The sequence below is a fragment of the Streptomyces sp. NPDC001678 genome (assembly GCF_042892945.1).
In the GTDB taxonomy this organism is placed as follows: domain Bacteria; phylum Actinomycetota; class Actinomycetes; order Streptomycetales; family Streptomycetaceae; genus Streptomyces.
In genome coordinates this window covers 1,105-26,866 of record NZ_JBIAUP010000005.1, presented here as the reverse complement: position 1 = coordinate 26,866, position 25,762 = coordinate 1,105, and the positions used below count along the sequence as shown (strand labels likewise).

Annotated in this window: 22 protein-coding genes and 1 pseudogene; 7 read left to right on the top strand and 16 right to left on the bottom strand. The window is 73.8% G+C overall.

The genetic code is table 11. The annotated features are described in order from the left end of the window. Positions 1–219 precede the first annotated feature (219 nt). Together ACFYZR_RS11905 and ACFYZR_RS11900 are read right to left on the bottom strand one after the other, a co-directional pair. Positions 220–867, bottom strand: a complete 648-nt coding sequence (locus ACFYZR_RS11905; protein WP_391908643.1) for an NUDIX domain-containing protein — start codon at positions 865–867, stop codon at positions 220–222. 102 nt (positions 868–969) lie between these two features. Continuing rightward, on the bottom strand, positions 970–2,625 hold the full coding sequence (locus ACFYZR_RS11900) for a CTP synthase (RefSeq protein WP_391908640.1): 1,656 nt from the start codon (positions 2,623–2,625) through the stop codon (positions 970–972). Positions 2,626–3,155: 530 nt separating this feature from the next. Here ACFYZR_RS11900 and ACFYZR_RS11895 point away from each other — a divergent pair. Continuing rightward, a complete protein-coding gene (locus ACFYZR_RS11895) occupies positions 3,156–4,958 on the top strand; it encodes a glycoside hydrolase family 15 protein (protein WP_391908637.1) in 1,803 nt (600 codons plus the stop codon). Positions 4,959–5,059: 101 nt separating this feature from the next. Here ACFYZR_RS11895 and ACFYZR_RS11890 read toward each other — a convergent pair whose 3' ends face one another. Beyond that, positions 5,060–6,358 carry an MFS transporter gene (locus ACFYZR_RS11890; RefSeq protein ID WP_391908634.1) on the bottom strand — a complete coding sequence of 433 codons (1,299 nt, stop codon included), beginning with the start codon at positions 6,356–6,358 and terminating at the stop codon, positions 5,060–5,062. A 53-nt stretch (positions 6,359–6,411) separates the two neighbouring features. Here ACFYZR_RS11890 and ACFYZR_RS11885 point away from each other — a divergent pair, with 53 nt between their 5' ends. Beyond that, positions 6,412–8,118: a PucR family transcriptional regulator gene (locus tag ACFYZR_RS11885; protein WP_391908631.1), complete on the top strand. Its 1,707-nt coding sequence runs from the start codon at positions 6,412–6,414 to the stop codon at positions 8,116–8,118. Between the two features lie 47 nt (positions 8,119–8,165). Here ACFYZR_RS11885 and ACFYZR_RS11880 read toward each other — a convergent pair whose 3' ends face one another. The 4 genes from ACFYZR_RS11880 to recN form a co-directional block, all read right to left on the bottom strand. Further along, the gene (locus ACFYZR_RS11880; protein ID WP_391908628.1) at positions 8,166–9,287 is read right to left on the bottom strand and encodes a glycosyltransferase family 4 protein; all 1,122 of its coding nucleotides are present in this window, start codon (positions 9,285–9,287) and stop codon (positions 8,166–8,168) included. Positions 9,288–9,422: 135 nt separating this feature from the next. Further along, positions 9,423–10,169, bottom strand: coding sequence for a hypothetical protein (locus ACFYZR_RS11875; protein WP_391908625.1), 747 nt, complete (start codon positions 10,167–10,169; stop codon positions 9,423–9,425). Beyond that, on the bottom strand, positions 10,166–10,987 hold the full coding sequence (locus tag ACFYZR_RS11870) for a hypothetical protein (RefSeq protein ID WP_391908622.1): 822 nt from the start codon (positions 10,985–10,987) through the stop codon (positions 10,166–10,168). The genes ACFYZR_RS11875 and ACFYZR_RS11870 overlap by 4 nt, the downstream gene beginning before the upstream one ends. 50 nt (positions 10,988–11,037) lie before the next feature. Continuing rightward, entirely contained in the window at positions 11,038–12,789 is a 1,752-nt protein-coding gene (gene recN / locus ACFYZR_RS11865) for a DNA repair protein RecN (RefSeq protein WP_391908619.1), read from the bottom strand. A 121-nt stretch (positions 12,790–12,910) separates the two neighbouring features. Between recN and ACFYZR_RS11860 the strand changes: the two genes are divergently transcribed. Continuing rightward, positions 12,911–14,350, top strand: coding sequence for a S41 family peptidase (locus tag ACFYZR_RS11860; protein WP_391908616.1), 1,440 nt, complete (start codon positions 12,911–12,913; stop codon positions 14,348–14,350). Between the two features lie 69 nt (positions 14,351–14,419). Here the strand turns inward: ACFYZR_RS11860 and ACFYZR_RS11855 are convergent, their stop codons facing one another. Genes ACFYZR_RS11855 through ACFYZR_RS11845 form a run of 3 tightly spaced genes read right to left on the bottom strand, consistent with a single transcriptional unit; the run spans position 14,420 to position 16,426 of the window. Further along, positions 14,420–15,328 carry an NAD kinase gene (locus tag ACFYZR_RS11855; protein WP_391908612.1) on the bottom strand — a complete coding sequence of 303 codons (909 nt, stop codon included), beginning with the start codon at positions 15,326–15,328 and terminating at the stop codon, positions 14,420–14,422. Next, positions 15,325–16,131: a TlyA family RNA methyltransferase gene (locus ACFYZR_RS11850; RefSeq protein ID WP_391909746.1), complete on the bottom strand. Its 807-nt coding sequence runs from the start codon at positions 16,129–16,131 to the stop codon at positions 15,325–15,327. The genes ACFYZR_RS11855 and ACFYZR_RS11850 overlap by 4 nt, the downstream gene beginning before the upstream one ends. Positions 16,132–16,144: 13 nt before the next feature. After that, the gene (locus ACFYZR_RS11845) at positions 16,145–16,426 is read right to left on the bottom strand and encodes a hypothetical protein (RefSeq protein ID WP_391908609.1); all 282 of its coding nucleotides are present in this window, start codon (positions 16,424–16,426) and stop codon (positions 16,145–16,147) included. Between the two features lie 69 nt (positions 16,427–16,495). Here ACFYZR_RS11845 and ACFYZR_RS11840 point away from each other — a divergent pair, with 69 nt between their 5' ends. After that, on the top strand, positions 16,496–16,843 hold the full coding sequence (locus tag ACFYZR_RS11840) for a sterol-binding protein (RefSeq protein WP_391908606.1): 348 nt from the start codon (positions 16,496–16,498) through the stop codon (positions 16,841–16,843). Here ACFYZR_RS11840 and ACFYZR_RS11835 read toward each other — a convergent pair. Genes ACFYZR_RS11835 through ACFYZR_RS11825 form a run of 3 tightly spaced genes read right to left on the bottom strand, consistent with a single transcriptional unit; the run spans position 16,791 to position 19,821 of the window. After that, positions 16,791–17,684 (bottom strand): ABC transporter ATP-binding protein, encoded by an 894-nt coding sequence (locus ACFYZR_RS11835; RefSeq protein ID WP_391908603.1) that lies wholly within the window; start codon positions 17,682–17,684, stop codon positions 16,791–16,793. The genes ACFYZR_RS11840 and ACFYZR_RS11835 overlap by 53 nt on opposite strands. Positions 17,685–17,725: 41 nt before the next feature. Then, complete coding sequence (locus ACFYZR_RS11830) at positions 17,726–18,781, bottom strand: FecCD family ABC transporter permease (protein ID WP_391908600.1); 1,056 nt, start codon at positions 18,779–18,781, stop codon at positions 17,726–17,728. Then, positions 18,778–19,821, bottom strand: a complete 1,044-nt coding sequence (locus ACFYZR_RS11825) for a FecCD family ABC transporter permease (protein ID WP_391909744.1) — start codon at positions 19,819–19,821, stop codon at positions 18,778–18,780. Before ACFYZR_RS11825 ends, ACFYZR_RS11830 begins: the two co-directional genes overlap by 4 nt. A gap of 59 nt (positions 19,822–19,880) precedes the next feature. Here ACFYZR_RS11825 and ACFYZR_RS11820 point away from each other — a divergent pair, with 59 nt between their 5' ends. Together ACFYZR_RS11820 and ACFYZR_RS11815 are read left to right on the top strand one after the other, a co-directional pair. Further along, a complete protein-coding gene (locus ACFYZR_RS11820) occupies positions 19,881–20,915 on the top strand; it encodes an ABC transporter substrate-binding protein (protein ID WP_391908597.1) in 1,035 nt (344 codons plus the stop codon). Between the two features lie 20 nt (positions 20,916–20,935). Then, entirely contained in the window at positions 20,936–21,778 is an 843-nt protein-coding gene (locus ACFYZR_RS11815; protein ID WP_391908594.1) for a siderophore-interacting protein, read from the top strand. Positions 21,779–22,005: 227 nt separating this feature from the next. Here ACFYZR_RS11815 and ACFYZR_RS11810 read toward each other — a convergent pair whose 3' ends face one another. Then, positions 22,006–23,037, bottom strand: coding sequence for an HAD-IIA family hydrolase (locus tag ACFYZR_RS11810; protein WP_391908591.1), 1,032 nt, complete (start codon positions 23,035–23,037; stop codon positions 22,006–22,008). A 76-nt stretch (positions 23,038–23,113) separates the two neighbouring features. On the opposite strand from ACFYZR_RS11810, the gene ACFYZR_RS11805 reads away from it, so the two are divergent. Beyond that, positions 23,114–24,412 carry a DUF1015 family protein gene (locus tag ACFYZR_RS11805; protein ID WP_391908587.1) on the top strand — a complete coding sequence of 433 codons (1,299 nt, stop codon included), beginning with the start codon at positions 23,114–23,116 and terminating at the stop codon, positions 24,410–24,412. Between the two features lie 93 nt (positions 24,413–24,505). On the opposite strand, the gene ACFYZR_RS11800 is transcribed toward ACFYZR_RS11805, so the two are convergent. Further along, positions 24,506–25,327 carry a hypothetical protein gene (locus ACFYZR_RS11800; protein ID WP_391909741.1) on the bottom strand — a complete coding sequence of 274 codons (822 nt, stop codon included), beginning with the start codon at positions 25,325–25,327 and terminating at the stop codon, positions 24,506–24,508. Between the two features lie 5 nt (positions 25,328–25,332). Continuing rightward, positions 25,333–25,762 (bottom strand): annotated as a pseudogene (locus ACFYZR_RS11795) (hypothetical protein); the annotation flags it as partial.

Below are 25,762 nucleotides of genomic sequence, written 5' to 3'. Positions count from 1 at the left end.
TCCCTTCCCCTGCCCGCGGCGGGAGGACCCCCGACCCGCGCGCACGGGAACCTGCTGCACGCTCAACCCCCGCCGCGGCCGCGGTGGGGGACGCGTCGAGCCTAGTTCACCACCCACCGCACTCCGGGTAACGCGGTACCGCGTTGTTGAAGATCACCTATTCGGGTTGCCCTATGGTCGGACCGCACGGCCCGGCCGAGCGGTCGGCCCGACGGGCCGTCAGGCCTCGAAGGGGCGGGCCGGCCAGGGGGCGTCGGCCGGGCGCAGCGCCTCCAGGCCGTCGCCCGCGAGCGCGGCCATGACCGACAGGACGCCGACGACCAGGCAGTTGTTGTGCAGCTCGCCCTTGAGGACGCCGCGCGCCAGCAGGGCCAGCGGGATCCGGGCGATCTGCATGTCGAGCTCCTCGTGCTCGACGGCGAAGCGCTCGCCCTCGACGGCGGAGATGCCGCGCGCCAGGAAGATCCGTACGGCCTCGTCGCAGCCGCCCGGCGTGGTGTAGACGTCGGTCAGCACCCGCCAGTCCTCGGCCTTGACGTGGGCCTCCTCGTAGAGCTCGCGCTGCGCGGCGTGCAGCGGGTTCTCCCCGGGGACGTCCAGCAGTCCGGCCGGGATCTCCCACAGCCGCTGCCGGACGGGGTGGCGGTACTGGTTGAGGACGAGCACCCGGTCCTGCTCGTCGAGGGCGAGGACGGCGACCGAGCCGGGGTGCGTCTGGTAGTCGCGCTTGGCCGGGGAACCGTCGGGCATGACGACCGTGTCCGTGCGGACGCCGGTCTTGTTGCCGGTGAACGGCGTCTCGCTGGCGATGACCCGCCACTCCTCGGCGGTGTCCTTGATGGGCTCGTCGACGGCCTCGTGCGCCATGGGTTACGTCCTCCAGAAATACGGGAACCGGGGCGGGCGCCTCTCGTGCGAGAGGCGCTCACCCCGGTCAACCGTATAGGCCGGACGGATCAGCCCTGCGGATCAGCCCTGCTGCTGGCGCTCGACGGCCGCCTTCACCAGGCCCGCGAAGAGCGGGTGGGGGCGGGTCGGGCGGGAGCGCAGCTCCGGGTGGGCCTGGGTGGCCACCAGGTAGGGGTGGACCTCACGCGGGTACTCGACGTACTCGACGAGCTTGTTGTCCGGGGAGGTGCCGGAGAAGAGGATGCCGGCCTTCTTCTCGAGCTCCGCGCGGTAGGCGTTGTTCACCTCGTAGCGGTGGCGGTGGCGCTCCTCCACGTAGGCGGCGTCGCCGTAGACCTCGCGGACGATGGAGCCCTCGGCGAGCTTGGCCGGGTACATGCCCAGGCGCATCGTGCCGCCCATGTCGCCCTCACCGGCGACGATGTCCATCTGCTCGGCCATCGTGGAGATGACCGGGTGGGCGGTGGCCGGGTCGAACTCGGTGGAGTTGGCGCCCTCGATGCCGGCCAGGTTGCGGGCGGCCTCGATGACCACGCACTGGAGGCCCAGGCAGAGGCCCAGCAGCGGGATCTTGTTCTCGCGGGCGTAGGTGATCGCGCCGACCTTGCCGTTGACACCGCGGTCGCCGAAGCCGCCGGGGACGCAGATGGCGTCCACGTCGGAGAGCTGGCGGGCGGCGCCCTCGGTGGTCTTGCAGTCGTCCGAGGTGACCCACTTGATCTTGACCTTGGCGCGGTTGGCGAAACCGCCCGCGCGGATGGCCTCGGTCACCGACAGGTAGGCGTCGGGCAGGTCGATGTACTTGCCGACCAGCGCGACGGTCACCTCGTGGGAGGGGTTGTGGACGCGGTCCAGCAGGTCCTCCCACTGGGTCCAGTTCACATCGCGGAAGGGCAGGTCCAGCTTGCGCACGACGTAGGCGTCCAGGCCCTCGGTGTGGAGCACCTTGGGGATGTCGTAGATCGACGGGGCGTCGATCGCGGCGACCACCGCGGCCTCGTCCACGTCGCACATCAGCGAGATCTTGCGCTTGATCGCGGTGGGCACCTCGCGGTCGGCGCGCAGCACGATCGCGTCGGGCTGGATGCCGATGTTGCGCAGCGCGGCCACCGAGTGCTGGGTGGGCTTGGTCTTCAGCTCGCCGGAGGGGCCGATGTAGGGCAGCAGCGAGATGTGGACGACGAAGACGTTGTCCCGGCCGACCTCGTGGCGCACCTGGCGGACGGTCTCCAGGAACGGCAGCGACTCGATGTCGCCGACCGTGCCGCCGACCTCGGTGATCACGACGTCGACGTCCTCGGTCGCCATGCGGCGGATGCGGTGCTTGATCTCGTTGGTGATGTGGGGGATCACCTGCACCGTGTCGCCCAGGTACTCGCCGCGGCGCTCCTTGGCGATCACCGTGGAGTACACCTGGCCGGTGGTCACATTGGCCGAGCCGTCGAGGTCGACGTCGAGGAAGCGCTCGTAGTGGCCGATGTCCAGGTCGGTCTCGGCGCCGTCGTTGGTGACGAACACCTCACCGTGCTGGAACGGGTTCATCGTGCCCGGGTCGACGTTCAGGTACGGGTCGAGCTTCTGCATCGTCACCCGCAGGCCCCGCGCCTTGAGCAGCGCGCCCAGGCTGGAGGCCGTCAGGCCCTTGCCGAGCGAGGAGGCGACACCCCCGGTGACGAAGAGGTGCTTGGTCGTCGTGGGCTTAGCGGCAATTGCCAAAGGGGGGCTCCCGTGGTCGCGAGGTGAAGGTGCGTACCGGCGATCACCCGGTCGATTCCGGGGGTGCCGTCGCTGCGGGTGGGGGGTCTTGCGCCCGCCGGTCCACGGGGTACCAGGGTATCAGCGCCCGGGCCCGGACGCGTCCGGTGACGCGTCCGGTGACATCGCACGACGCCTGTCGTGACGGGGCGCGACGCCCCTGTGGGCGCTGTGTCACCGCGCGCCTCGGGGGCCCGTCACGGGCCGCGCGCCCGGCGCGCACCGGGCCACCCATTCGGCACATGTTCCCCCGCGAACCGTCGCGCGTGTCCCAACTCCGCGTCGTATCCTGCTCGGACACACGCAGCGAGCCGGCCGGCGCGGCACCACCCCGGGCGCCCTCCCAGCTACCGCTGGGCAGCGCCCTCACCTCCGGAACAAGAGCTCGTCGAAGATCGCTTCACCGTCATACGGACCCCCGCCACGGGGCTGGGGTCCTGGTTGCCGTTCGACCCCCAGGGGTCCTGGATGCCGTTCGACTGGAGATGACCGTGGCCGGGCGTATCGAGGATTACGCACTCATCGGCGATATGCAGACCGCCGCACTGATCTGCCGGGACGGTACGGCCGACTGGCTGTGCCTGCCCCGCTTCGATTCGCACGCGGCCTTCGCCGGGCTGCTCGGCACGGAGGAACACGGATTCTGGCGGATCGGCCCGGCGCACCCCTCGGGGGCCGCGCCACCGTCCGCCGACCGCCGCCGGTACCGGGGGGACTCCCTCGTGCTCGAATCCGAGTGGGACACCCCGCGCGGTACCGTCCGCGTGATCGACTTCATGCCGCCGCGCGACGGCGCGCCCCAGCTGATCCGCATCGTCGAGGGCGTCAGCGGCCGGGTGCCGATGCGCTCCGCCCTGCGGATGCGCTTCTCCTACGGGCGCGTGGTGCCCTGGGTGCACAAGCGGGGCGAGCGCACGGTGGCCGTGGCCGGGCCGGACTCGGTGTGGTTCGACACCTCCGCCGACACCTTCGGCAAGGACCTCACCACCTACTCCGACTTCACCGTCTCCCCCGGCGAGCGCATCGCCTTCACCATCAGCTGGCAGCCCTCGCACGGCGAGCCGCCCGCCCTGCCCGACCCGGAGGGCTCGCTCGCGGCCACGGAGGAGTTCTGGCGGGAGTGGGTGGGCCACTGTACGTACCACGGCCCCTACCGGGACGCCGTGGTCCGCTCGCTGATCACCCTCAAGGCACTGACGTACGCCCCGACCGGCGGCATCGTCGCCGCGCCCACGACCTCCCTGCCCGAGGAGATCGGCGGCGTCCGCAACTGGGACTACCGCTACACCTGGCTGAGAGACGCCGCCATCACCCTCTCCTCGCTGCTGCGCACCGGCTACCGCGAGGAGGCCCGCGCCTGGCGCGAGTGGCTGCTGCGCGCCGTCGCCGGCGACCCCGAGAACCTCCAGATCATGTACGGCATCGCCGGCGAGCGCGAGCTCGGCGAGGCCGAGCTGTCCTGGCTGCCGGGCTACGAGAACTCGACCCCGGTGCGGGTGGGCAACGGCGCCGCCGGCCAGCTCCAGCTCGACGTCTACGGCGAGGTCACCGAGGCCCTCCACCTCGCCCATATGACCGGGCTCGCCCGCAACGACTACGCCTCGGTGCTCCAGCTGCGCCTCATCGGCTATCTGGAGGACCACTGGAACGAGCCCGACGAGGGCATCTGGGAGGTCCGCGGCCCCCGCCGGCACTTCGTCCACTCCAAGGTCATGGCGTGGGTCGCCGTCGACCGGACCATCAAGCTCATCGAGTCCGGCGACGTCGACGGCCCCCTGGAGCGGTGGCGCGAGCTGCGCGACGACATCCACCGCGACGTCTGCGAGAAGGGCTACGACAAGGAGCGCAACACCTTCACCCAGTCCTACGGCTCCCAGGAGCTGGACGCCTCCCTGCTGCTCATCCCCCAGATGGGCTTCCTGCCGCCCGACGACAAGCGCGTCATCGGCACCATCGAGGCGATCCAGCGGGAGCTGTCCACGCCGGACGGGTTCGTGCTGCGGTACCCGACGGCGGGCCATGAGGCGGGCGTCGACGGGCTGGAGGGCGACGAAGGCGCCTTCCTGGCCTGCTCCTTCTGGCTCGCGGACGATCTGGCCATGATCGGGCGGGTGGACGAGGCCCGCCAGCTCTTCGAGAAGCTGCTGGGCCTCCGGAACGATCTGGGGCTGCTGGCCGAGGAGTGGGACCCCCGGCTGCAGCGGCAGGTGGGGAACTTCCCGCAGGCCTTCAGCCACGTGCCGCTCATCGACACGGCACTGCGGCTGACGGCGTCCAGCGCGTTCGGCGGCTAGCGCCGCCGGAGGACCGGGTTCCCCGCGCCTGGGAGGCTGCGCCCGAAGGGGCGCGGGGAACTGCGCGACCGGCCACGACGGGCCCGCGGTCGCATGACTGCTCAGCGGCGCCGGAGCGCCAGAATCAGCAACCCGCTCACCGGAAGTACGAGCACCGCGGCAGCCGCGTTGAGCCCGCCGTAGCCGTATCCCGCCAGGACCACCCCGGACAGCGCCGCCCCCGCCGCCCCCACCAGATTCATCAGCATGTCGGACAGGCCCTGCGTCTCCGAGCGGTGCTCCGCCGCCACCGACTCGCTGAGCAGCGCCGACCCGGCGACCGTCGCACACGACCACCCCACCCCCAGCAGGAACAGCCCGGCCGTCACCGGCCACTGCCGGTCGCCCGCCGTCCCCGCCAGCACCGTGGCCACCGTGAAGACCACCTGACCGGCGAGGATCACCGGTATCCGGCCCAGCCGGTCCGCCGCCCGGCCCACCAGTGGGGACAGCCCGTACATACCCAGGATGTGGAGGCTGATCGTCAGGCCGACCACGCTCAGCGAGGCCCCGTGATGGGCGAGGTGGACCGGCGTCATCGTCATCACCGACACCATCACGGCATGCCCGATGACCAGCGCCCCCAGGCCCGTCAGGGCCGCGGGCGAGGCGAGGACGTGGCCGGCCGCGGCGCGCATCCGGGTGCGGAAGCGGCGGGTTCCGGCACCTTCGGTCGTTCCGGGTGCGGGCGTCGCCCGCGTCAGCAGCAGCGGGTCCGGGCGAAGGCCCCTGTGGATGACCGCCCAGCCCGCCAGGAACGCCCCCACCGAGAAGACGAACGTCCCCGCCGCGTCCGGCAGGCCCAGCGGGCGCGCGACCGCCTCCCCCGGCCCGCTCAGATTGGGGCCCAGCACACTGCCCGCCGTCGTGGCCCACACGACCAGCGAGAGCGCCCCCGCCCTGGCCTCCGGCCCGGCGAGGTCGGTGGCCGCGTAGCGGGACTGGAGGTTCGCGGCGGACGCCGCGCCGATGAGCAGCATTCCCAGCAGCGTCGGCCCGAGCCACCCCAGCCCCGCCCCCACCGGCACGATCACCGCGCCGGCCGCCGCCACCAGCCAGCCCGTGCCCAGCCCGGCCCGCCGGCCCCGGGCCCGGGAGAGGGCGGCCAGCGGTACGGACATCAGCGCGGCGCCCAGCGTCGTGAGCGTCGTGGCGAGGCCCGCCACCGAGCGGGAACCCGTGAGGTGCTCCACCAGCAGGCCCCCCGAGGAGAGCATCGAGCCCATGCCGATCCCGGCGACCACCTGAGCCGTCATCAGCACGCGGACGGTGTGGCGCTGGACGGCGGCGAGGTCGGGGGTGCCCGGGGGGCTGCCGGGTATGCCGGGGGTATCGGAGCGGGAATCGGCGGCTGATGTCATGCGGCACAGGGTAGGGGCGGGTGCCCGGTGCGGTCGTGGCATAAATTCCCGCCATGGAACCCGCCGTGGAACCCGCCATGGAACCGCACACCATCACCGTGGCCCGCGCCCTGGAGCTGCCCGCCCTGCGCCGCGGGCTGCCCGAGGTGATGGCCGCCGCCGACCGGCTCCACCGGCCGGTGCGCTGGGTGCACGCCGGCGAGGTCCCCAACATCGCCGACCTGCTCAAGGGCGGCGAACTGCTGCTCACCACCGGCCTGGGGCTCGGCGGACGCCCCGCCGAACAGCGGGCCTTCGTACGGCGCCTCGCCGAACGGGACATCGCCGCGCTCGTCGTCGAGCTCGGCTCGCGCCTGCCGACCCTTCCGGCCGCCGTGGTCGACACGGCACGCTCCTGCGGGCTGCCGCTGGTGCAGTTGCACCGGGAGGTGCCGTTCGTGGCGGTCACCGAGGAGATCCACACCGAACTCGTCAACGAGCACTACGCGCTGCTGCGGCGGGCCGAGGACGTCCACCGGCGCTGCACGGAGGTCCTGCTCGGCGGGGGCGGCGTCCCCGAGGTGCTGCGGCTGTTCGCGGACTTCACGGCCAATCCGGTGTTCCTCCAGACCCCGGAAGGCCGGCTGCTCTACGCCGCCGGGCCCTCCCCCGCGCCGCCGAGCGCCGCCGAGCCCCTCCAGGTCTGGGGCGGGCTGCCGGCCGCCGGGCTGCCCGGCAGCGTCGCCGTGGACGTTCCCGGCCAGGGGCCCGCGGCGCGGGCCCGGCTGTCCGTGCCGCCCGTCAACGCGCCGCTCGCGCCCGTCCACCGGATCGCCGCGGAACGGGCCGCCGGGCTGCTGGCGGTCGTCCTGCTCCAGGCCCGGCAGGAGGAGGAACTGGCGGCGCGCGGGCGCGGCGACTTCCTCACCGACCTCGCCGAGGGCCGGCTGGAGGTCGCGGACGCCCCCGCCCAGGCCCGCGTCCTGGGCTTCCGGCCGGGGCCGGGGCCGCTGCTGCCGGTGGTGACGCGGCCGGCCGACGGGCTCGTGCCGGCCGACGGCTGGTCGGCGCTGGCGGGCGCGGTGCGGAAGGAACTGACGGCGGTGGGGGCGCCGGTGCTGGTGGGCGTCCGGCTGCCGGAGGGGCGGGTGCCGCTGCTGGTGGGGCTGCGGGGAGAGGACGAACGGGAAGCCGTGGCCGCGCGTGTCGCCACAGCGCTGCGGGCGGGGGCGGCACGGGCCGGGCTGCGGCCGCCGGTGGTGGTCGTGGGCGCGACGGCGACGTGGGCGACGGCGGGGGCGGAGCTGCGGCACGCGGCGGAGGCGGCGGAGGCGGCGTCCGCCGCGTCCGCCGACCGCCCGTGGCACGACGCGCGGCACCTGGCGGTCGACGTGCTGCTGTGGCGGCTGCGCTCGCGGGGCGACGAGGAGCTGGGGGCGTTCGTGGACCGGGTGATCGGGCCGCTGCTGGCGCACGACCGGGAGTCGCGGCCGGCGCTGCTGCCGACGCTGGAGACGTATCTGGCCTGTGCCGGGCGGAAGGCGGAGACGGCGCGGGAGCTGCACGTGAACCGGCAGACGCTGTACGACCGGCTGGGGCGGATCGCGCGGTTGCTGGGGGCGGACCTGGAGGACCCGGGGACGGCACTGGCGGTGGGGCTGGCGTTGCGGGCGCGGCACCATGTGGGTGGCCGGGGGCGGGGCGGGGTGGACGGGCCCCTTCCGCCACTACCCCGTGGGTACCCCACCCGTTCCGGGCAATCGGGCGGGCGGGTGGGGTAGAACCCGCGCCGAAGGCGCGGAAAAACCCACGGCGGGCAGCCGGAAAGTCACGGGCCCCCGGCAATGATCTCGTCGTACACGCTGAGCACATGCGCCACCGTGTCGTCCTCCGACGGCCACCCCGCCGCCCGTGCCCTCCCCGCCGCGACAAGGTTCGCGCACCGCAGCGGGTCGGCCAGCAGGCGGGAGACCGCCTCCGCGAGGGCGGTCGCGTCACCGTAGGGGACGAGTTCCGCCGCGTCCCCGACGAAATCGGGGACGCCCCCCACCGACGTGGCCACCAAGGGCACCCCGCTGAGCAACGCCTCCTGCGCCAGCAGGGAGCTGCCCTCCCAGCGGCTGGGCAGGATGGCCACGTCCGCCGCCGCCAGCAGCTCCGGGACGTCGTCCCGCCGCCCCACCAGCAGCACCGGAAGTTCCTCCTCCGTGATGCGCCGCTGCAGAGCGGCCCGTTCGCCGCCCTCGCCCGCCATGATGAGCAGCGGCTCCGGGTCGAGGTCCCGCCAGAGCCCGGCCGCGTCCAGGAGGGGGCCGTGGCCCTCGTCCGGCTCCAGGCGGCCGACGGTGACGAGCAGGGGGCGGGCCACCGCGCCCAGTTCGGCGCGGGCCTTGAAGCGCAGGTAGTCGTCGTCCTCCGTCGGCGGTGGCGCCCGGCGCGGCGCCGGCAGGGCCACCGGCGCCAGCCGGGCGTCGCGCGCGCCGCGGCGGCGGGCCCGGTCGACCAGGTCGGGGGTGGCGCCCAGCAGCACGGCCGCCGCACGCGCCGCCTGACGCTCCATCAGCCGGAGCAGGAACCCCTCCGTGCGGGCCCGCGCGTGCCAGGTGACCACCAGCGGCACGGTCCGCCCGCGCAGGGCCAGCGCGGCGAGCGTCCCGGAGCGCAGCCCGTGCGCGTGCACCACGTCGGCGCCCTCGCTCGCGGCGCGGATGCCCGCCACCGCCTGGGCGCTCGCCTCCGGGTTGAGCGGGGAGAAGGCCGCTCCGGAGCCGGTGAACCCGTAGCGCTCCCCCGTCGCCGACGGCCCGCACACCGTCACCCGCAGGCCTCGTGCCACCAGCCCGCCCGCCAGCGACCGCACGTGCGCCCCGCTCCCCGCGCTCCCGCTGCCCAGGACCTGAACGGCGTGCAGCGGTGGCCGCCCGTGCGAGGGAACGGGTGTACTGCTCACGCGGGAGAAGCTCCTGGGTCGACGTCGGGCGGGGCGTACGGCGAGGTGCTCAGGCCAGGATGCCAGCCCTCGCCCGGGTCCCGGCACCACTGGCACGAGGTCGGCCCGTCCCACCTCGCCCGTAGAGCCCCGGATTCACCCGCTTTGGGGATTCCGTGCGTCGGCCGCGATGGTCGCGGCCACCAGTGCGGCGGCGTGGAGGACGAGCCCCATGCGGCCGTTGGCCCCCACGACGGCCAGGCCCAGTGCCGCGCCGAGCGCGTGCGCGCCGGTGTCGCCCAGCATGGTGCGCCCGGCCGCGTCGTCGGCCAGCAGGGCCGCCGCCGCGCCCACGGGGGCGGCGGCCAGGGCCGCGCCGGTGCCGCCGCGCGGCAGCCCGCCCGCGCCGAGGGCCAGCACCGCGCCGGCGGCCCGGGCGGGGCGGACGTCCAGCAGGTTGACCGCGTGGGCGGACCCGGCGATCACCACTCCGGCCAGCAGCCGGTCGAGGGGCCGCTGCTTGAGCGCCGCCCCGGCGGCGAGGCCCGCCGCGCCGATGCCGAGGAGTTTGACCGCGCCGCTGGTGATCTCGCCCCGGCGCAGCGCCGACAGATGGGCCCGGAAGCCGCGCCGGTCGTCCCCCGCGACGTCGTCGTACGCCCCGCAGGCCCCGGCCGTCAGCACGGTCAGCGCGCCGGCCCACCGGTGCCGGGCGGGCAGGGCGCGGGCACAGGCGATGGCCGTCGCCGTGCCGAGCGCGGCCGCCGGTCCGGCGCAGAGGGTGACGGTGCGGCCGGCGTGGTTCGTCCGGTTCCACAGGGTGTCCCCGCCGGGGCGGGTGCGGCGCAGCGTCCCGTACGTCCCGAGGGCCACGGCGGCGGCCGTGGTCAGTGTCCGCTTCACGCGAGGAGGCCGTGGAGGGACTTCTTGAACCGGTCGACGAAGGCGTCGCGGGTCGCGTCGTCGAGGAGGTCCAGGGAGAGGTAGGGGTTGAGGTCCTCCAGCTCGACCAGGAGGAGGCCGCCCTCCGGCGTGCGGCAGGCGTCGACGCGCTGGATGCCGTGCTCGATGTCGTTCCAGGCGATGAAGCGCCGGGCGAATTCCAGGTCCTCGGCCGTGGGCTCGTAGCGCTCCAGGGCCCACCGGCGGTCGGGGTGGGGTGCGTACAGGGCGTACTGGAAGTCGTGGTCGACGAAGTAGAACGACACCTCGTAGCGGAAGTCGATGCGCGGCTGGGCGAGGACGTCGCCGTGAACGAGGTCGGCCGGTTCCACGCGGTCGACGAAGCGCAGCCCTATGGAGTCCGCGCCCGCCTTGGGCTTGAGGACGTACCCGGCGGCCTCGGGGAGGCGGTGGAGGTCCTCGGCGCGGTCGACGGTGGGGATGACCGGGTACCCGGCGGCGGTCAGGTCGAGCAGGTACCGCTTGCCGCGCATGTCGGCCTTGCCGGTCAGCTGGTTGTGGACCGGTTTGCCGGTCTCGAGGGCGCGGGCGCGGAACGCGTCGTACTGCTCCTGGTGGGTCAGCACGGGTCCGCTGTTGCGGACGACGACCGCGTCGAAGGCGTCCATCAGGGCGACCGCTTCCCCGGGGTGGCACAGCGCGATGTCGAAGTCCGTGCGGAGCCGGGAGGTGAGGTGGATGTCCTCGTCGCAGTACCGCCGTCCCTTGGCCTCGTAGGCGAGGTCGGTGACATAGAGGACGCGGGGCCGGGCAGTCATGGCGCTCCTGAAGATCGTTCCGGGCGTCCCAACCTACCCGGCCCCTGTGCTCAGCTGCCCGCTCGGGCCGCCTGGAGCAGTTCCTCCGCGTGCGCCCGGGCCAGCTGGGAGTCCTCCTGGCCGGCCAGCATCCGGGAGAGCTCGCGGATGCGGTCCTCGCCCTCCATGGCCTTCACCCCGCTGCGGGTGACGGCGCCGTCGACGGTCTTCTCCACGACGAGGTGGCGGTCGGCGAACGCGGCCACCTGCGGCAGGTGGGTGACGACCACGACCTGGGCGGTGCGCGCCAGCTTGGCCAGCCGCCGGCCGACCTCGACGGCGGCCTTGCCGCCGACTCCGGCGTCGACCTCGTCGAAGAGGTACGTCGGCACGGGGGCGGAGCCCGCGAAGACGACCTCGACGGCGAGCATCACCCGGGAGAGCTCACCGCCCGAGGCGCCCTTGGCGATGGGGCGCGGCTGGGCGCCGGGATGGGGAGCGAGCAGGAGTTCCACGTCGTCGACACCGTGCGGCCCGTAGGCGACGGCGCGCCCGCCGACCTCGACTCCCGACTCCGGGTCGGCCGTCTCGTTCTGCCGGATGGCGAAGGTCACCCGGGCGTGCGGCATGGCGAGCGAGGCGAGCTCGGCGGTGACCGCGTCGGCGAATCGCTTCGCCGCCTCGGTACGGGCGTCGGTCAGCTCCTGGGCGAGCCCGCCGAGTTCGCCGCGGAGCGCGTCGCGCTCGGCGGTGAGCTCGCCGATGCGGTCGTCGTCGCCGTCGAGCTCGGCGAGCCGGGCGGCGCTCGTCTCGGCCCAGGCCAGGACTCCCGCGATGTCCTGTCCGTACTTGCGGGTGAGGTGGGCGAGGGCGGCGCGGCGCTCCTCCACAGCGGCGAGGCGACGGGGGTCGGCGTCCAGGCTGGAGGCGTACGAGGCGAGCTCGCCGGCCACGTCGGCGAGGAGGATGCCGACCTCGCCGAGCCGGTCGGTGAGCGCCGCGAGGGCCGGGTCGTGGGAGCGCACGGCGGCCAGCGCCCGGTGGGCGCCCGCCACGAGCGTGCCGGCGTCGACGCCCTCGGGGTCCTCGGGGTCGCCCGCGAGCGCGGCGTGCGCGGCGGTGGCGGCGGAGGCGAGGGACTCGGCGTGGCCGAGCCGCTCGGCCTCGGCGGAGAGCTCGGCGTCCTCGCCGGGCAGGGGTTCGGTCGCGGCGACCTCGTCGAGCCCGAAGCGCAGCAGATCGGCCTCCTGGGCGCGCTCCCGCGCGCGCTCGGTGAGCTCGCCCAGCTCGGCGGAGACGGCCCGCAGCCGCCGGTACGCATCGGCGTACTTGGCCAGCGGGGCGGCGACCGCGTCACCGGCGTACCGGTCGAGGGCCTGCCGCTGCCGGGCGGGCCGCAGCAGCCCCTGCTGGTCGGTCTGCCCGTGCACGGCCACCAGGTCGTCGGCCAGCTCGCCCAGCAGGCCCACGGGCACGCTCCGGCCGCCCAAATGGGCGCGGGAGCGCCCTTCGGCGGACAGGGTGCGGCTGACGAGCAGCGTCCCGTCGTCCAGCTCGGCGCCGGCCTCCTCGGCCCGTACGGCCACGGGCGACCGGCCGTCGACGGCGAGCCGCCCCTCGACCACGGCCGCCTTGGCGCCCATCCGCACCAGCGCGGGATCGGCGCGCCCGCCGAGCAGCAGCCCGAGGCTGGTGACGACCATGGTCTTGCCGGCACCGGTCTCGCCGGTCACCGCCGTGAAACCGGGCGACAGCTCGACCACCGCGTCGTCAATGACGCCCAAGGACCGGATCCGCATCTCCTCCAACACGGATACGACCATACGAGGTTCCGGGGCCCCCTCGCGACGGGCTCCCCCACCAACCTTCCTGGGGCTGTCCCCACCACCGTTCCGGGTGACGGCCCCATCGTGCCGGGGACCCTTGGGGCATCAGGCTGAAAGCATGATCACACCCGTTGGCGGCCGTCGTACCGCCGCCTTGTTCCTGGCCTCCGCCGCCGCCCTCACCACCGTCACCGTCTCCGGAACGCCCGCCTCCGCCGTAGGGACCCTCGACGGAGTGTGGCGGATGGACGGCTACGGAACGGTCGTCTCCGTCGAGGACGGGGGCCGGCGGATGCGCGAGTACGAGACGACGGGCATCGGCTGTCTGCCGGGCGACGTCACCGAGCTCACCCCCACCACGGCCACGCTCGAACCGGCGGGCCCGGGCCGGGCCCGGCTCGGCTGGGCGGGCAGCGTCGGCCACCGCACCCTGCGGCGTGTAGCCGCCCTGCCCACCGCCTGCGGCGACCCCCAGCCCGCGCAGGACCCCCGGGCCACCTTCGACACCTTCTGGCGGACATACGCGGAGAACTACCCCTTCTTCGCCATGAAAGGCGTCGACTGGCAGGCGGTCCGCGACCGCTACCGCCCGCAGGTGACGAACCAAACCACAAACGACGAACTCTTCTCGATCCTGACGAAGATGGTCGAGCCGCTGCACGACGGGCACACGTACCTGACGCGGGGCGACTGCGGCGCGAAGCCGGACAACTGCTTCGGCGGCCACCGCGCGGACACGCCGTTCCCCTCCGGCGAACTGATCAAGAAGATCGACGCGTCGATCGCCGCCCAGGTCGGCGCCGACCGCCTCCAGGAGTGGGGACAGGGCCACGGCAAGGGCAAGATCGCCTTCGCCGAGCTCCCGGACGGGACCGGCTATCTGCGCCTGACCGGCTTCGTCAACTACACCGACGACCACACCTTCGAGGCGGACAGCGCCGAACTCGACCGCGCGCTGGACGCCGTCTTCACCCCCCGGCGGGTGCGGTCCCTGCGCGGCCTGGTCCTCGACCTCCGCTTCAACGGCGGCGGCTCGGACCGGCTGGGCCTGCGCGTGGCCGAACGCCTCACGGACCGCCCGTACACGGCCTACCTCAAGCAGGCGCGCAACGATCCCCGGGACCCGGGCAAGTTCACGCCCGCCGAGCCGGTGCGGGTGCGTCCGCACCAGGGCGGCCCGGTCTACACCGGTCCGGTCGCCCTCCTCACCGGGCGGCTGACGATCAGCGCCGGCGAGACGACGACGCAGGCGCTGATGGGACGCGCGCCGGGAGTGGTGCGGATCGGGCAGAACACGAACGGCTCGTTCTCCGACGTCCTGGAACGGCGCCTGCCGAACGGATGGCGGTTCGGGCTGCCGAACGAGGTGTTCCGCGACGCGGGGACGGGGCGGTCGTACGACGGGGAGGGCATCGCGCCGGATGTCCGGGTGCCGGTCTTCACGGACGCGGAGTTCTTGGCGGGGCGGGATTCGGCGCTGACGGAGGCGCGGCGGCGCCTCGCGCGCGGGGTTCCGCAGACTTCCGGGCTCGCCGCCACGGGGGTTCCCCGCGCCTGACGGCGCGGGGTGGGGTGGGTGCGGCCCGTCCACCCCACCCCGCCCCCGACCCACCCACAAGCGGGAGGATCAGTGCGGCGCCCCCCGCCACCCCGCCACCGGCAGCGCGAACTTCGCGACCAGACGGTCCGTGAACGACGCGTGGTGCAGACGAGCCAGCCGCACCGGCACCGCCCCCCGCCGCACCTCCACCCGCGCTCCCGCCGGAAGCTCCACACTGCGCCGCCCGTCGCACCACAGCACACCCTTCGGCGTCTGCGGCTGCACCTCCACCGCGAGCACCGAGTCCGGCGCCGTCACCAGCGGCTTCGCGAAAAGGGCGTGGGCACTGATCGGCACCATCAGCAACGCCTCGACCTCGGGCCAGACAACGGGCCCCCCGGCCGAGAAGGCATAGGCGGTCGACCCGGTGGGCGTGGCGCACACGACCCCGTCCCCGCCGAAACGGGAAACCGGCCGCCCGTCCACCTCCGTCACGACCTCCAGCAGCCGCTCCCGCGCCGCCTTCTCCACCGACGCCTCGTTGAGCGCCCAGTCCCGGTGCACGACACGCCCGTCCGTACGGACCAGCACATCGAGGGTCATCCGCTCCTCGACCTCGTACGCCCGGGTCACCACACGGTCGACGACCTTGTCGAGATCGTCCCGCTCGGCCTCGGCGAGGAAACCGACCCGCCCGAGGTTGACGCCCAGCATGGGCACGCCGGAACTGCGCGCGAACTCCGCGCCGCGCAGCAGCGTGCCGTCGCCGCCGAGCACCACCAGCAGCTCACAGCCCGCCAGAACGTCGCCGCAGCCCGGCCCGGCCTCGACACGCTCCACCTCGGCCGGCAGCGGCAGGTCCGCGGCCTCCTCGGCGAGCACCCGCACGCCGATGCCGCAGCGCAACAGCCCCTGGACCACCAGCTCCGCGCTGCGGATCGCCGCCGGGCGGCCGGTGTGGGCGAGCAGAAAAACGGTACGTCCTGAAGTGGTCAACGGGGCCCCTCCGCCACTGCACGGTCAACGTCCGCCGGGTCCAGTTGAGGCGCACCGGCGCGCAGCCACAGAAAGTACTCGACATTGCCGGACGGCCCGGGCAGCGGGCTCGCGGTAACCCCGAGTACACCGAGCCCCAGCTCGGCCGCGCGCGCGGCGACCGCGCGCACCGCCTCGGCCCGCAGGTCGGCGCTGCGCACCACGCCACCCGCGCCGAGGCGTTCCTTGCCGACCTCGAACTGCGGCTTGACCATGAGGACCAGGTCCGCGTCGGGCGCGGAGCAGCGCACGAGCGCGGGCAGCACCAGCCCGAGCGGAATGAAGGACAGATCACCGACTACCAGATCGACAGGCTGGTCGTCGATCTGCTCCAGCGTCAATTCGCGTACGTTCGTACGGTCCTTCACGGTGACGCGCTCGTCGCTCTGCAGGGACCAGGCGAGCTGCCCGTAGCCGACGTCGACGGCGACGACGTGGGCGACGCCGGACCGCAGCAGCACGTCGGTGAACCCGCCGGTGGAGGCACCGGCGTCGAGCGCGCGGCGCCCCTCGACCTTCAGGCCGAGCGGCACGAAGGCCGCCAGCGCGCCGGCGAGCTTGTGACCGCCGCGCGAGACGTAGTCGGGGTCGCTGTCGTCCTGGGTGACGACGATGGCGGCGGCGGTCTCCACCTGGGTGGCGGCTTTGGTCGCCGTCGCCCCTCCGACGGTCACCCGACCGGCGGCGATCAGCTGGCTCGCGTGCTCGCGGGAACGGGCCAGCTTGCGGCGCACCAGCTCCGCGTCGAGTCGGCGGCGAGTCACTGCCACGGGCGGTTCAGCTCCTGTTGTCGTACGGACGTGCGGGGCCGTGCGGTGGCCCCGGGGGCCGGTCGAGCGCGCCGAGCGCGTCACGCAGCCCCTGGTGTACATCCTCGTACACCGCCAGGTGGCCGCTCGCGTCGAGGTGGTCGGCGTCGGCGAGCCGGGCCAGGTGGGCGTCCACACCGGGGTCGCCGGTGGGGGTGCGCTCGACGCCGAGGGGCTCGGGCTCCGGAGGCCCCTGGGCCTCCTGGGCCTCCTGAGGTTGCGGTGTCGGGTCGGTCCCGAGGTCGGTCATGGCTCCGACGCTACCCGGTCGCGGGTGTTACTCCTGCGTTCCCGGCCGCCTGGGGTACCGTCCATGGCGATGGCGACGATCGAAGAGTGCCTGGGCGCACTCGACCGGCTGGCGGAGAACCTCACGGGCGCGGGGGGCGAGCTCCGGGCCGCCGCCGCGCCCGACCGCTCGCTCAGCTGTCATGTCACCGATCTCGACGTCACCTTCGTGGGCCACCTCCGGGACGGCCACCTCAAGGAGGTGTGGAGCGTCGAGGGCGTCCCGGAGCGGCGGGCGGAGATCGCGCTGGAGATGACCGGGGACGATCTGGTGGCCCTGGTCGACGGTCGGCTGAACTTCGCCCGTGCCTGGGCCAGTGGCCGGATCAGGCTGAAGGCGGGCCTGCGGGACGTACTGCGGCTGCGCTCGATCCTGTAGCGGCCCCGTCGGCCACGCCCGCCACGTCGGCCACGTCAGCCCCGACGGCCCGGGCGGCGGGCCGCCGCGCCGCCGGTACGACGAGCGGGGTACCGGTCTGCGGGTCGTCGATGACCTGGCAGCGCAGCCCGAACACCCGCTCCACGAGCTCGGCCGTCACAATGTCGCCGGGCGCCCCCTCGGCGACGACGCGCCCGTCGCGCATGGCGATCAGGTGGCTGGCGTAGCGCGCGGCGTGGTTGAGATCGTGCAGGACGGCCACAAGGGTCCGGCCCTGGTTCTCGTGGAGCTCGGCGCACAGGTCGAGGATCTCGATCTGGTGCTGGATGTCGAGGAAGGTCGTCGGCTCGTCGAGCAGCAGCAGCGGGGTGCGCTGGGCGAGGGCCATGGCGATCCACACGCGCTGGCGCTGGCCGCCGGAGAGTTCGTCGACGTAGCGGTCGGCGAGGGCGGCCACGCCGGTGGCGGCCATCGACTCCTGGACGATCCGCTCGTCCTCGGGCGACCACTGCCGCAGCAGCCCCTGGTGGGGGTGGCGGCCGCGGGCGACGAGGTCGGCGACGGTGATGCCGTCGGGCGCGACCGAGGACTGCGGCAGCAGGCCGAGCGTACGGGCGACCTTCCGGGCCGGGTACGAGCCGATGGCGGCGCCGTCGAGCAGCACCGAGCCGGCCTGTGGCTTGAGCATCCGGGACAGGGCGCGCAGCAGGGTGGACTTGCCGCAGGCGTTGGGGCCGACGATGACGGTGAAGGAGTTGTCGGGGACGGCGACGGAGAGGTTCTCCGCGATGACCCGCCCGTCGTAGGCGAGGGTGACGGATTCGGCCGAAAGCCGGCTCATGGACTTCTCTCCTTGGATGTACGTGCTCATATCCGACGCGCTCATACCCGCCCCGCCCGGCGCTCGGTGTGGAGCAGCCACAGCAGGTAGCAGCCGCCGAGCATGCCGGTGAGGGCGCCGACGGGCAGCTGGTCCGCGCCGAAGAGGCGTTGCGAGGCCCAGTCGGCGGTGACCAGCAGGGCCGCGCCGGTGCAGGCGGAGGCGATGAGGTTGGGGCCCGGTGAGCGGGTGAGGCGCCGGGCCAGCTGGGGCGCGGCGAGGGCGACGAAGGAGATGGGGCCGGCGGCGGCCGTGGCGACGGCGGTCAGCAGGACGGCGGCGCCCATGGTGACCAGCCGGGTCCGTTCGACGGGCACGCCGAGCGCGTAGGCGGAGTCGTCGCCCATCTCCAGCATGCGCAGGCTCCGCCCGTGGCCGAGGACGGCGGGGACGAGCGGGGCGCAGACGGCGAGCAGGGGCCACACCTGGCTCCAGTCGCGGCCGTTGAGGGAGCCGACCATCCAGACGGTGGCGCGGGCGGCGTCGGTGAGGTTGGCCTTGGTGAGCAGATAGCCGATGACGGCGACGAGTACGGCGGACATGGCGATGCCGATGAGGACGAACCGGTAGCCGTGCACGCCGCGCTGCCAGGCCAGGGCGTAGATCGCGGCGCCGGAGAGCAGCCCGCCGGTGACGGCTCCGGCGGCGACGGCCGTGGGGTCGCCGTGGAAGAGGACGATGACGGTGAGCGCGCCCACGCTCGCGCCCTGGCCGAGGCCGATCACGTCGGGGCTGCCCAGCGGGTTGCGGGAGACCGACTGGAAGACGGCGCCGGCCAGTCCGAGGGCGGTGCCGACGAGGAGGCCGACCAGGACGCGCGGCAGGCGCAGGTCGTGGACGATGAACTCCTGCGCGTCGGTGCCGCCGCCCATGAGGGTGCGGACGACGTCGGCGAAGGACATGGGGTAGTCGCCGGTGCCGATGAGGGCGACGGAGGCGGCGAGCGCGGCGGCCACCAGCAGGGGAACGACGAGCGCGGCGCGCGGCTCGAAGCGTATGGAGAGCCCGCCGCGGGTGCGCAGCGCGCGGACCGGCCGCGGGAATTCGGGGACGTTCACAGCTGGGCCATCCTCCGGCGGCGTACGAGGTGGATGAAGACGGGCCCGCCGATCAGCGCGGTGACGATACCGACCTGGAGTTCGGAGGGGCGGGTGAGGATCCGGCCGGCGATGTCCGAACCGAGGAGCAGCACGGGCGCGAGGACGGCCGCGTAGGGCAGGACCCAGCGCAGGTCGGGGCCGGTGAAGGAGCGGACGACGTGCGGCACCATCAGGCCGATGAAGACGACGGGCCCGCAGGCGGCGGTGGCCGCTCCGCACAGGAGGGTGACGGTGAGCAGGGCGAGGACGCGGGTCGCGGTCAGCCGGGTGCCCAGGGCGCGGGCCTGGTCGTCGCCGAGGGCCATGGCGTTGAGCGGCCGTGCCAGCAGCAGGGCGAGCACGACGCCGACGGCGATGAAGGGGGCGACCTGCCGGACGACGGTGTCGCCGGCGGAGGCCAGGGAGCCGACCGTCCAGAAGCGCATCCGGTCCAGGGCGGCGGTGTCCATCAGCTGTACCGCGTAGACGTAGCCGTTGAGCGCGGCCGTCACGGCGGTGCCGGCGAGGGCGAGGCGTACGGGCGTGGCGCCCCGGCTGCCGCCCAGCGCGTACACGACGACGGAGACGGCGGCGGCGCCCAGGAAGGCGAACCACACATAGCCGGTCAGCGAGGTGACGCCGAGGAAGCTGACGCCGGAGACGACGGCGGCCGCGGCCCCGGCGTTGATGCCGAACAGGCCGGGGTCGGCGAGGGGGTTGCGGGTGAGGGCCTGCATCACCGTGCCGGCGAGGCCGAGTCCGGCGCCGACGAGGAGCCCGAGGAGGGTGCGGGGGACGCGGACGTCCCGGACGACCACGTCGGTGTCGTCGCCGGTGTAGTGGAACAGCCCGTGCCAGACCTGGTCGACGGGGATCTGCTTGGCGCCGACGGCCAGGGACGCGACGACGACGAGCAGGAGCACACCCGTCGAGACGAGCAGTCCGGCGAGGCGCCGGGCGCCTCTCCTCGGCGGTACGGCCTCGGGGACGGCGGTGGTTCGGGGAGAACTGTCAACCAACACCTGGTTAGGTTAGCCTACCCTCACATCCTTGATCCCCGTGGAGAGAAGCACCGCCCATGAGCACCCCCCGCACCTCGAACCTCTCCCGCCGAGGCCTCCTCGCCGCCGGCGGCGCCCTGGGCATCGGCGCCCTCCTCACCGCCTGCGGGGGCGGCGGATCGTCGGACTCCGGCGAGGAGACCGGACAGGCGGCCGGCAGGAAGGGCCCCTGGAGCTTCAAGGACGACCGCGGACAGACCGTCAGGAAGGACCGGACGCCGAAGCGGATCGTCGCCTTCACCGGCACCGCGGCCGCCCTCCACGACTTCGGCGTCGAATGCGTCGGCGTCTTCGGCCCCACCAAGCTCAAGGACGGCAAGCCCGACCCGCAGGCCGGCGACCTCGACGTCGGCAAGCTCACGATCCTCGGCAACGCCTGGGGCGAGTTCAACGTCGAGAAGTACGCCGGGCTGGGCCCCGACCTGCTCGTCACCAACATGTACGAGCCGGACGCCCTCTGGTACGTGCCCGACGACAGCAAGAAGAAGATCCTCGCCCTCGCCCCCAGCGTGGCCCTCACCGCCTCCCGCGTCCCCATGCTGGAGACCGTCAAGCGCTACGCGGCGCTGGCCGAGTCCCTCGGCGCCGACCCGAAGGACCGGAAGGTCACGGACGCCAAGGCCCGCTTCGAGAAGGCCGCCGAGACCCTGCGCAAGGCCGCCAAGGGCAACCCGGTCAAGGTCATGGCCGCCTCCGGCAGCGCCGACCTGTTCTACGTCTCCAACCCGGCCGTCAACGCCGACCTCATGTACTTCCGCGAGCTCGGCGTCGACTTCGTCGTCCCCGAGAAGACCGACAAGGGCGGCTACTTCGAGAGCCTCAGCTGGGAGAACGCCGACAAGTACAAGGCCGACGTGATCCTGCTGGACAGCCGCACCTCCGCCCTCCAGCCCAAGGACCTGTCCGCCAAGCCCACCTGGGAGCGGCTCCCCGCCGTCAAGGCCGGCCAGGTCACCCCCTGGCTCAGCGAGCCCCGCTTCTCCTACGCCGGCTGCGCGCCCCTCCTCGAAGCCCTCGCCGCGGCCGTCGAGAAGGCCAAGAAGACCTCCTGACCCGGAAGAAGGTGCCCGTGATGAGCGACGCCGCCCCTCCCCCGCCCTACCGCTGGTTCGACCTCCGCGTCGTACGGACCGAGCGGGTCAGCCCCTCCCTCGTCCGCGTCACCCTGGGCGGGGACCGCCTCGGCGACATGGTCACCGGCGGCCGTGACCAGCGCTTCAAGCTCTTCCTGCCGCAGCCCGGCCAGGACGCCCCCGTCCTGCCGGACGACCTGGGCACCGGCTGGTACGCGGAGTGGCGCCGCCAGGACCCGGCGGTCCGGGCCGTCATGCGCTCGTACACCGTGCGCGAACTGCGCCACGACCCGGACGAGCTGGACGTCGACTTCGTCCAGCACGGGGAGGGCCACGGCCACGGCGGGCCCGCCTCCCGGTGGTCCCGCACCGCCCGCCCCGGCGACCGCGTCGCCGTCCTGGGCCCGGTGGTCGAGGACAACGGCGGCGTCGACTTCCAGCCGCCCGCCGGCACGGACTGGGTCCTGCTCGCCGCCGACGAATCCGCTCTCCCCGCCGTCGCGGGCATCCTCGCCTGGCTCCCGGCGGGCACCCCGGCCCGCGTCTGGATCGAGGTCGGCCACCCCGACGACGTCCAGGACCTCAAGACCGAGGCCGACGCCGACATCACCTGGCTGATCCGCGGCGCCCGCCACGAGATGCCCACCGTGGGGGCCGTCAGCGCCGCGAACCTGCCTCCGGGCACGCCCTACGCCTGGATCGCCGGCGAAGCCCGCACCGTCCGCACCCTGCGCCGCCACCTCGTGGGCGACCGCGACTTCGACCGCCGCGCGATCACCTTCACCGGCTACTGGCGCCGGGGCGCCACGGAGGAAGACCTCCTGGCGGAACTCACGGGCTGAGCCCGCCTTCCGGGGCCGGTGGTCACGGGCGGGGCGGGGCGGGGCGAAGCCCCCCCCCCCGCCCCGCCCGGGGGGTCTGGGGGGCTTGCCCCCCAGGAAACGGGAAGGGGCGGGCCTGGGGCTCTGTCCCCGCCGCGACGGCGAGCGACCCCCACCGGCGAACCCGGCGGTGCCGAACCCACCGGGACCGCCGGGCCCGCCAGGCCCGCCCTGCCTCAAAGACCGGGCTACCAGCCCAGCCGCGCCAGCGCCTTCCCCGCGTCGAGGGCGCAGGAGCCTTCGCCCGCCGCCGTCCACGCGGCGGCGCACAGCGCCCGGAGCGCATCGATCCGCTCACCCTCGCCGTCGAGCGCGAGCTCACCGTCCTGGACGGACGCCGTCCACCCGCCACAGCGGAAACCCTCACCGGCGGAGCCGGACACCACAGGATGCGGCTGGAGCAACGTCCGAAGGTCCTCCCCGACGAACGTCGGCCGGTGCTCCGGCCGCGCCGCGAGAAGTCGCGCGGCCGTCGTGACGCCGGTCAGCACGAGCAGCGAGTCCACACCGCCGGCGAACGCGCCCTCGATGTCCGTGTCGAGCCGGTCGCCGACCACCAGCGGCCGCTCCGCCCCGGTCCGCAGGATCGTTTCGCGATGCATCGGCGGCAGCGGCTTCCCCGCCACCTGCGGCTCCGCCCCCGTGGCTATCCGTACGACCTCCACGGCGGAGCCGTTGCCCGGCGCGATACCGCGCGCGCTCGGAATGGTCAGATCCGTGTTCGAGGCGAACCACGGCAGCCCCCGTGCCACCGCGTACGACGCCTCCATCAGCCGCGACCACGGCATGTCCGGCCCGCCGTACCCCTGCACGACGGCCGCCGGATCGTCGTCCAGCGACTCCACCGGCACCAGCCCGCGCTCCCGCAGCGCGACCCGAAGCCCCTCCGAGCCGATCACCAATACCCGCGAACCGGAGGGCAACTGATCGGACATCAGTCGCGCCACCGCCTGTGCCGAGGTGATCACATCGCCCGGCGCCGCCGGAATGCCCAGCTCCGTAAGATGCCCGGCCACGGTCTCCGGCGTCCGCGCCGCATTGTTCGTCACATACGCGAGGTGCATCCCGCCGTCCCGCGCCGTGCCCAGCGACTCCACCGCGTGGGCGATCGCCTCACCACCGGCGTAGACCACGCCGTCGAGGTCCAGCAGGGCCGTGTCATAGGCCGCGCTCAGCGGCCGCTCACTGCCGTCGGGCCGGGTCCGGACACTGTCGTTCATGCTGTGATCGCTCCTCTGTGCTGCAAGTCTCTTCCCGGATCATTGCCGATCCGGCCCTGGGACATAACATTTCACAATGAGCACTTCAGGCCACGGCACCGGCGAATCCGCAGGACGCGGGCTCCGGCTCGCTCCCTTCCGAGGACTGCGCTACGTCCCCGAAAGGGTGGGCAGTCTCGCGGCGGTGACTTCCCCGCCGTACGACGTCGTCGTCCGCCCGGACGGCCTGCGCCACCTGGAGACCGCGGACCCGTACAACATCGTCCGGCTCATCCTCCCCCAGGCCGCCACCGCCGCCGACCGGCACCGCCAGGCCGCGGAGACCCTGCGCCGCTGGCAGGACGAGCAGGTGCTCGCCCCCGACCCCGAGCCCGCGCTCTACGTCTACGAGCAGCGCGGCGAGGGCATACTCCAGCGCGGCCTCATCGGCGCCCTGCGGCTCACCCCGCGCGAGGAAGGCGTCGTCCTCCCCCACGAGGACGTCATGCCCCACATCATCGAGGACCGCGCCGCGCTGATGCGCGACACCGCCGCCAACCTGGAGCCCCTGCTCTTCTCCTACCGGGGCGACGACGACGGCACCGAGGGCGCGGCGGCCGTCATCGAACGGGTGATCCTCACGGACCCCCTGTTCTCCACCACGACCGACGACGGCTTCGCCCACCGCCTCTGGTCGATCACCGACCCCCAGGACCTCGCCCGGATCGACGAGGACCTCTCCCACCGGCACGCCCTCATCGCCGACGGCCACCACCGCTGGGCCACCTACCTGCGCCTGCATTCCGAACAACCCGCCCCCGGCCCCTGGGACTTCGGCCTCGTCCTCCTCGTGGACACCGCCCGCTACCCCCTGCGCGTACGGGCCATCCACCGGCTGCTGCACAAGCTCCCCGTCCGTACGGCCCTGGAGGCACTGGGCGGCTCCTTCCGCGTCCGCACGATCGACGGCCCGCTGGAGGAAGCCCTCACGGCCCTCGCGGAGGCCGCCGACGAACCGGGCAACGCCTTCGTCCTCGCCGGCGACGGCCGCTTCCACCTCCTGGACCGCCCGGACCCGGCCCTGCTGGCCCGGACCGTCCCCGCCGACCGGCCCCGGGCCTGGCGCGAGCTGGACGCGACGGTGCTCCACTCGCTGCTGCTGGAGCACATCTGGAACGTGCCGGACGACCCGGAGCACATCGGCTACATCCACGACACGACGGCGGCCGTCCGGCAGGCCGTGCGCCACGAGGGGACGGCCGTGCTGATGCACCCCGTCCACGAGGACGTCGTGCGCGAGCTCGCCGAACAGGGCGTGACGATGCCGCGCAAGTCGACGTCGTTCGGCCCCAAGCCGGCTACGGGCCTGGTGCTGCGGAGCCTGGCCCTGAACTGAGCGGACGCGGATACTCCCGGATACACCTGGATACGCATGGAGGGCGGCACCCCGGGATCGGGGTGCCGCCCTCCATGTCGGTCACGTCAGTGATCAGCCCTGGCTGCCGGAGTCCTCGTCCTTGGCCTCGGTCTCGGCGGGCTCGGCCGCGTCGTCCTTGGCGGGCGCGTCCTCGGCCACGACCTCGGTCTCGGCGTCGTCCTCGGCGCCGTTCTCGGCCTCGTCCGCGGAGTCCTCCTCGAACGCGTCCGTGAACTCCACGCCGTCCAGCTCGGCGAGCCGGTCGGAGGCGTTGGTCGTGCCGCCCTGGTCCGCCTCAAGGGCCTTGGCGAACCACTCACGGGCCTCGTTCTCACGGCCGACATCGAGCAGCGCGTCGGCGTAGGCGTAACGCAGGCGCGCGGTCCAGGGCTGGACCGAGTTCGACGCCAGCTCGGGGCTCTGGAGCGTGACCACGGCGGCCTCGGCCTGGCCCATGTCCTTACGGGCACCGGCGGCGACCAGGCGCATCTCGACCTGACCCGCCTTGTCCAGCTTCTGCACCTCGGGCTCGCCGGCCATGGCCAGGGCACGCTCCGGGCGGCCCATGCCACGCTCGCAGTCGGCCATGATCGGCCACAGCTCGACCGAACCGGTCATCCGGCGCGCGGCGCGGAACTCGGCGAGGGCCTCGGAGTACTTGCCCGTCGCGTACGAGGCGAAGCCGGCGGCCTCGCGCACGGCGGCGACACGGGAGGCGAGCCGCAGGGCGATACGCGAGTACTCGTACGCCTGCTCCGGCTCCTCGTCCAGCAGCTTCGCGACCATGACGAGGTTCCGGGCGACGTCGAGGGCGAGCGTCTTGGGCAGGCTCATCAGCTCCTGCCGCACGTCGGCGTCGATCTCGTCGCCGGTCACGTCCTCCGGGATCGGCAGCCGCTTCACCGGCTCGCGGTCACCACGGTCCCGGTCCCGGTCGTCACGGCGGCCGTAGCCACCGGAACGCTCGTCGCGGCCGCGGTAGCCACCACCCTGGCGGTCGTCACGGAAGGAACGACGGGGGCCGCGGTCGTCACGGTCGTCGCGGCGGAAGCCGCCACGGTCGTCATCGCGACGGGGACCACGGTCGTCACGGCGGAACGACGGACGGTCGTCACGGCGGTCATCACGGCGGTCGTCGCGGCGGAAGGACGGGCGGTCGTCGCGACGCTCGTCGCGGCGGAAGCCACCACGGTCGTCATCGCGGCGAGGACCACGGTCATCGCGGCGGTCATCGCGACGGAAGGACGGACGCTCGCCGCCACGGTCGTCGCGACGGAAGCCGCCGCGCTCGTCGTCACGACGGGGACCACGGTCATCACGACGCTCCGT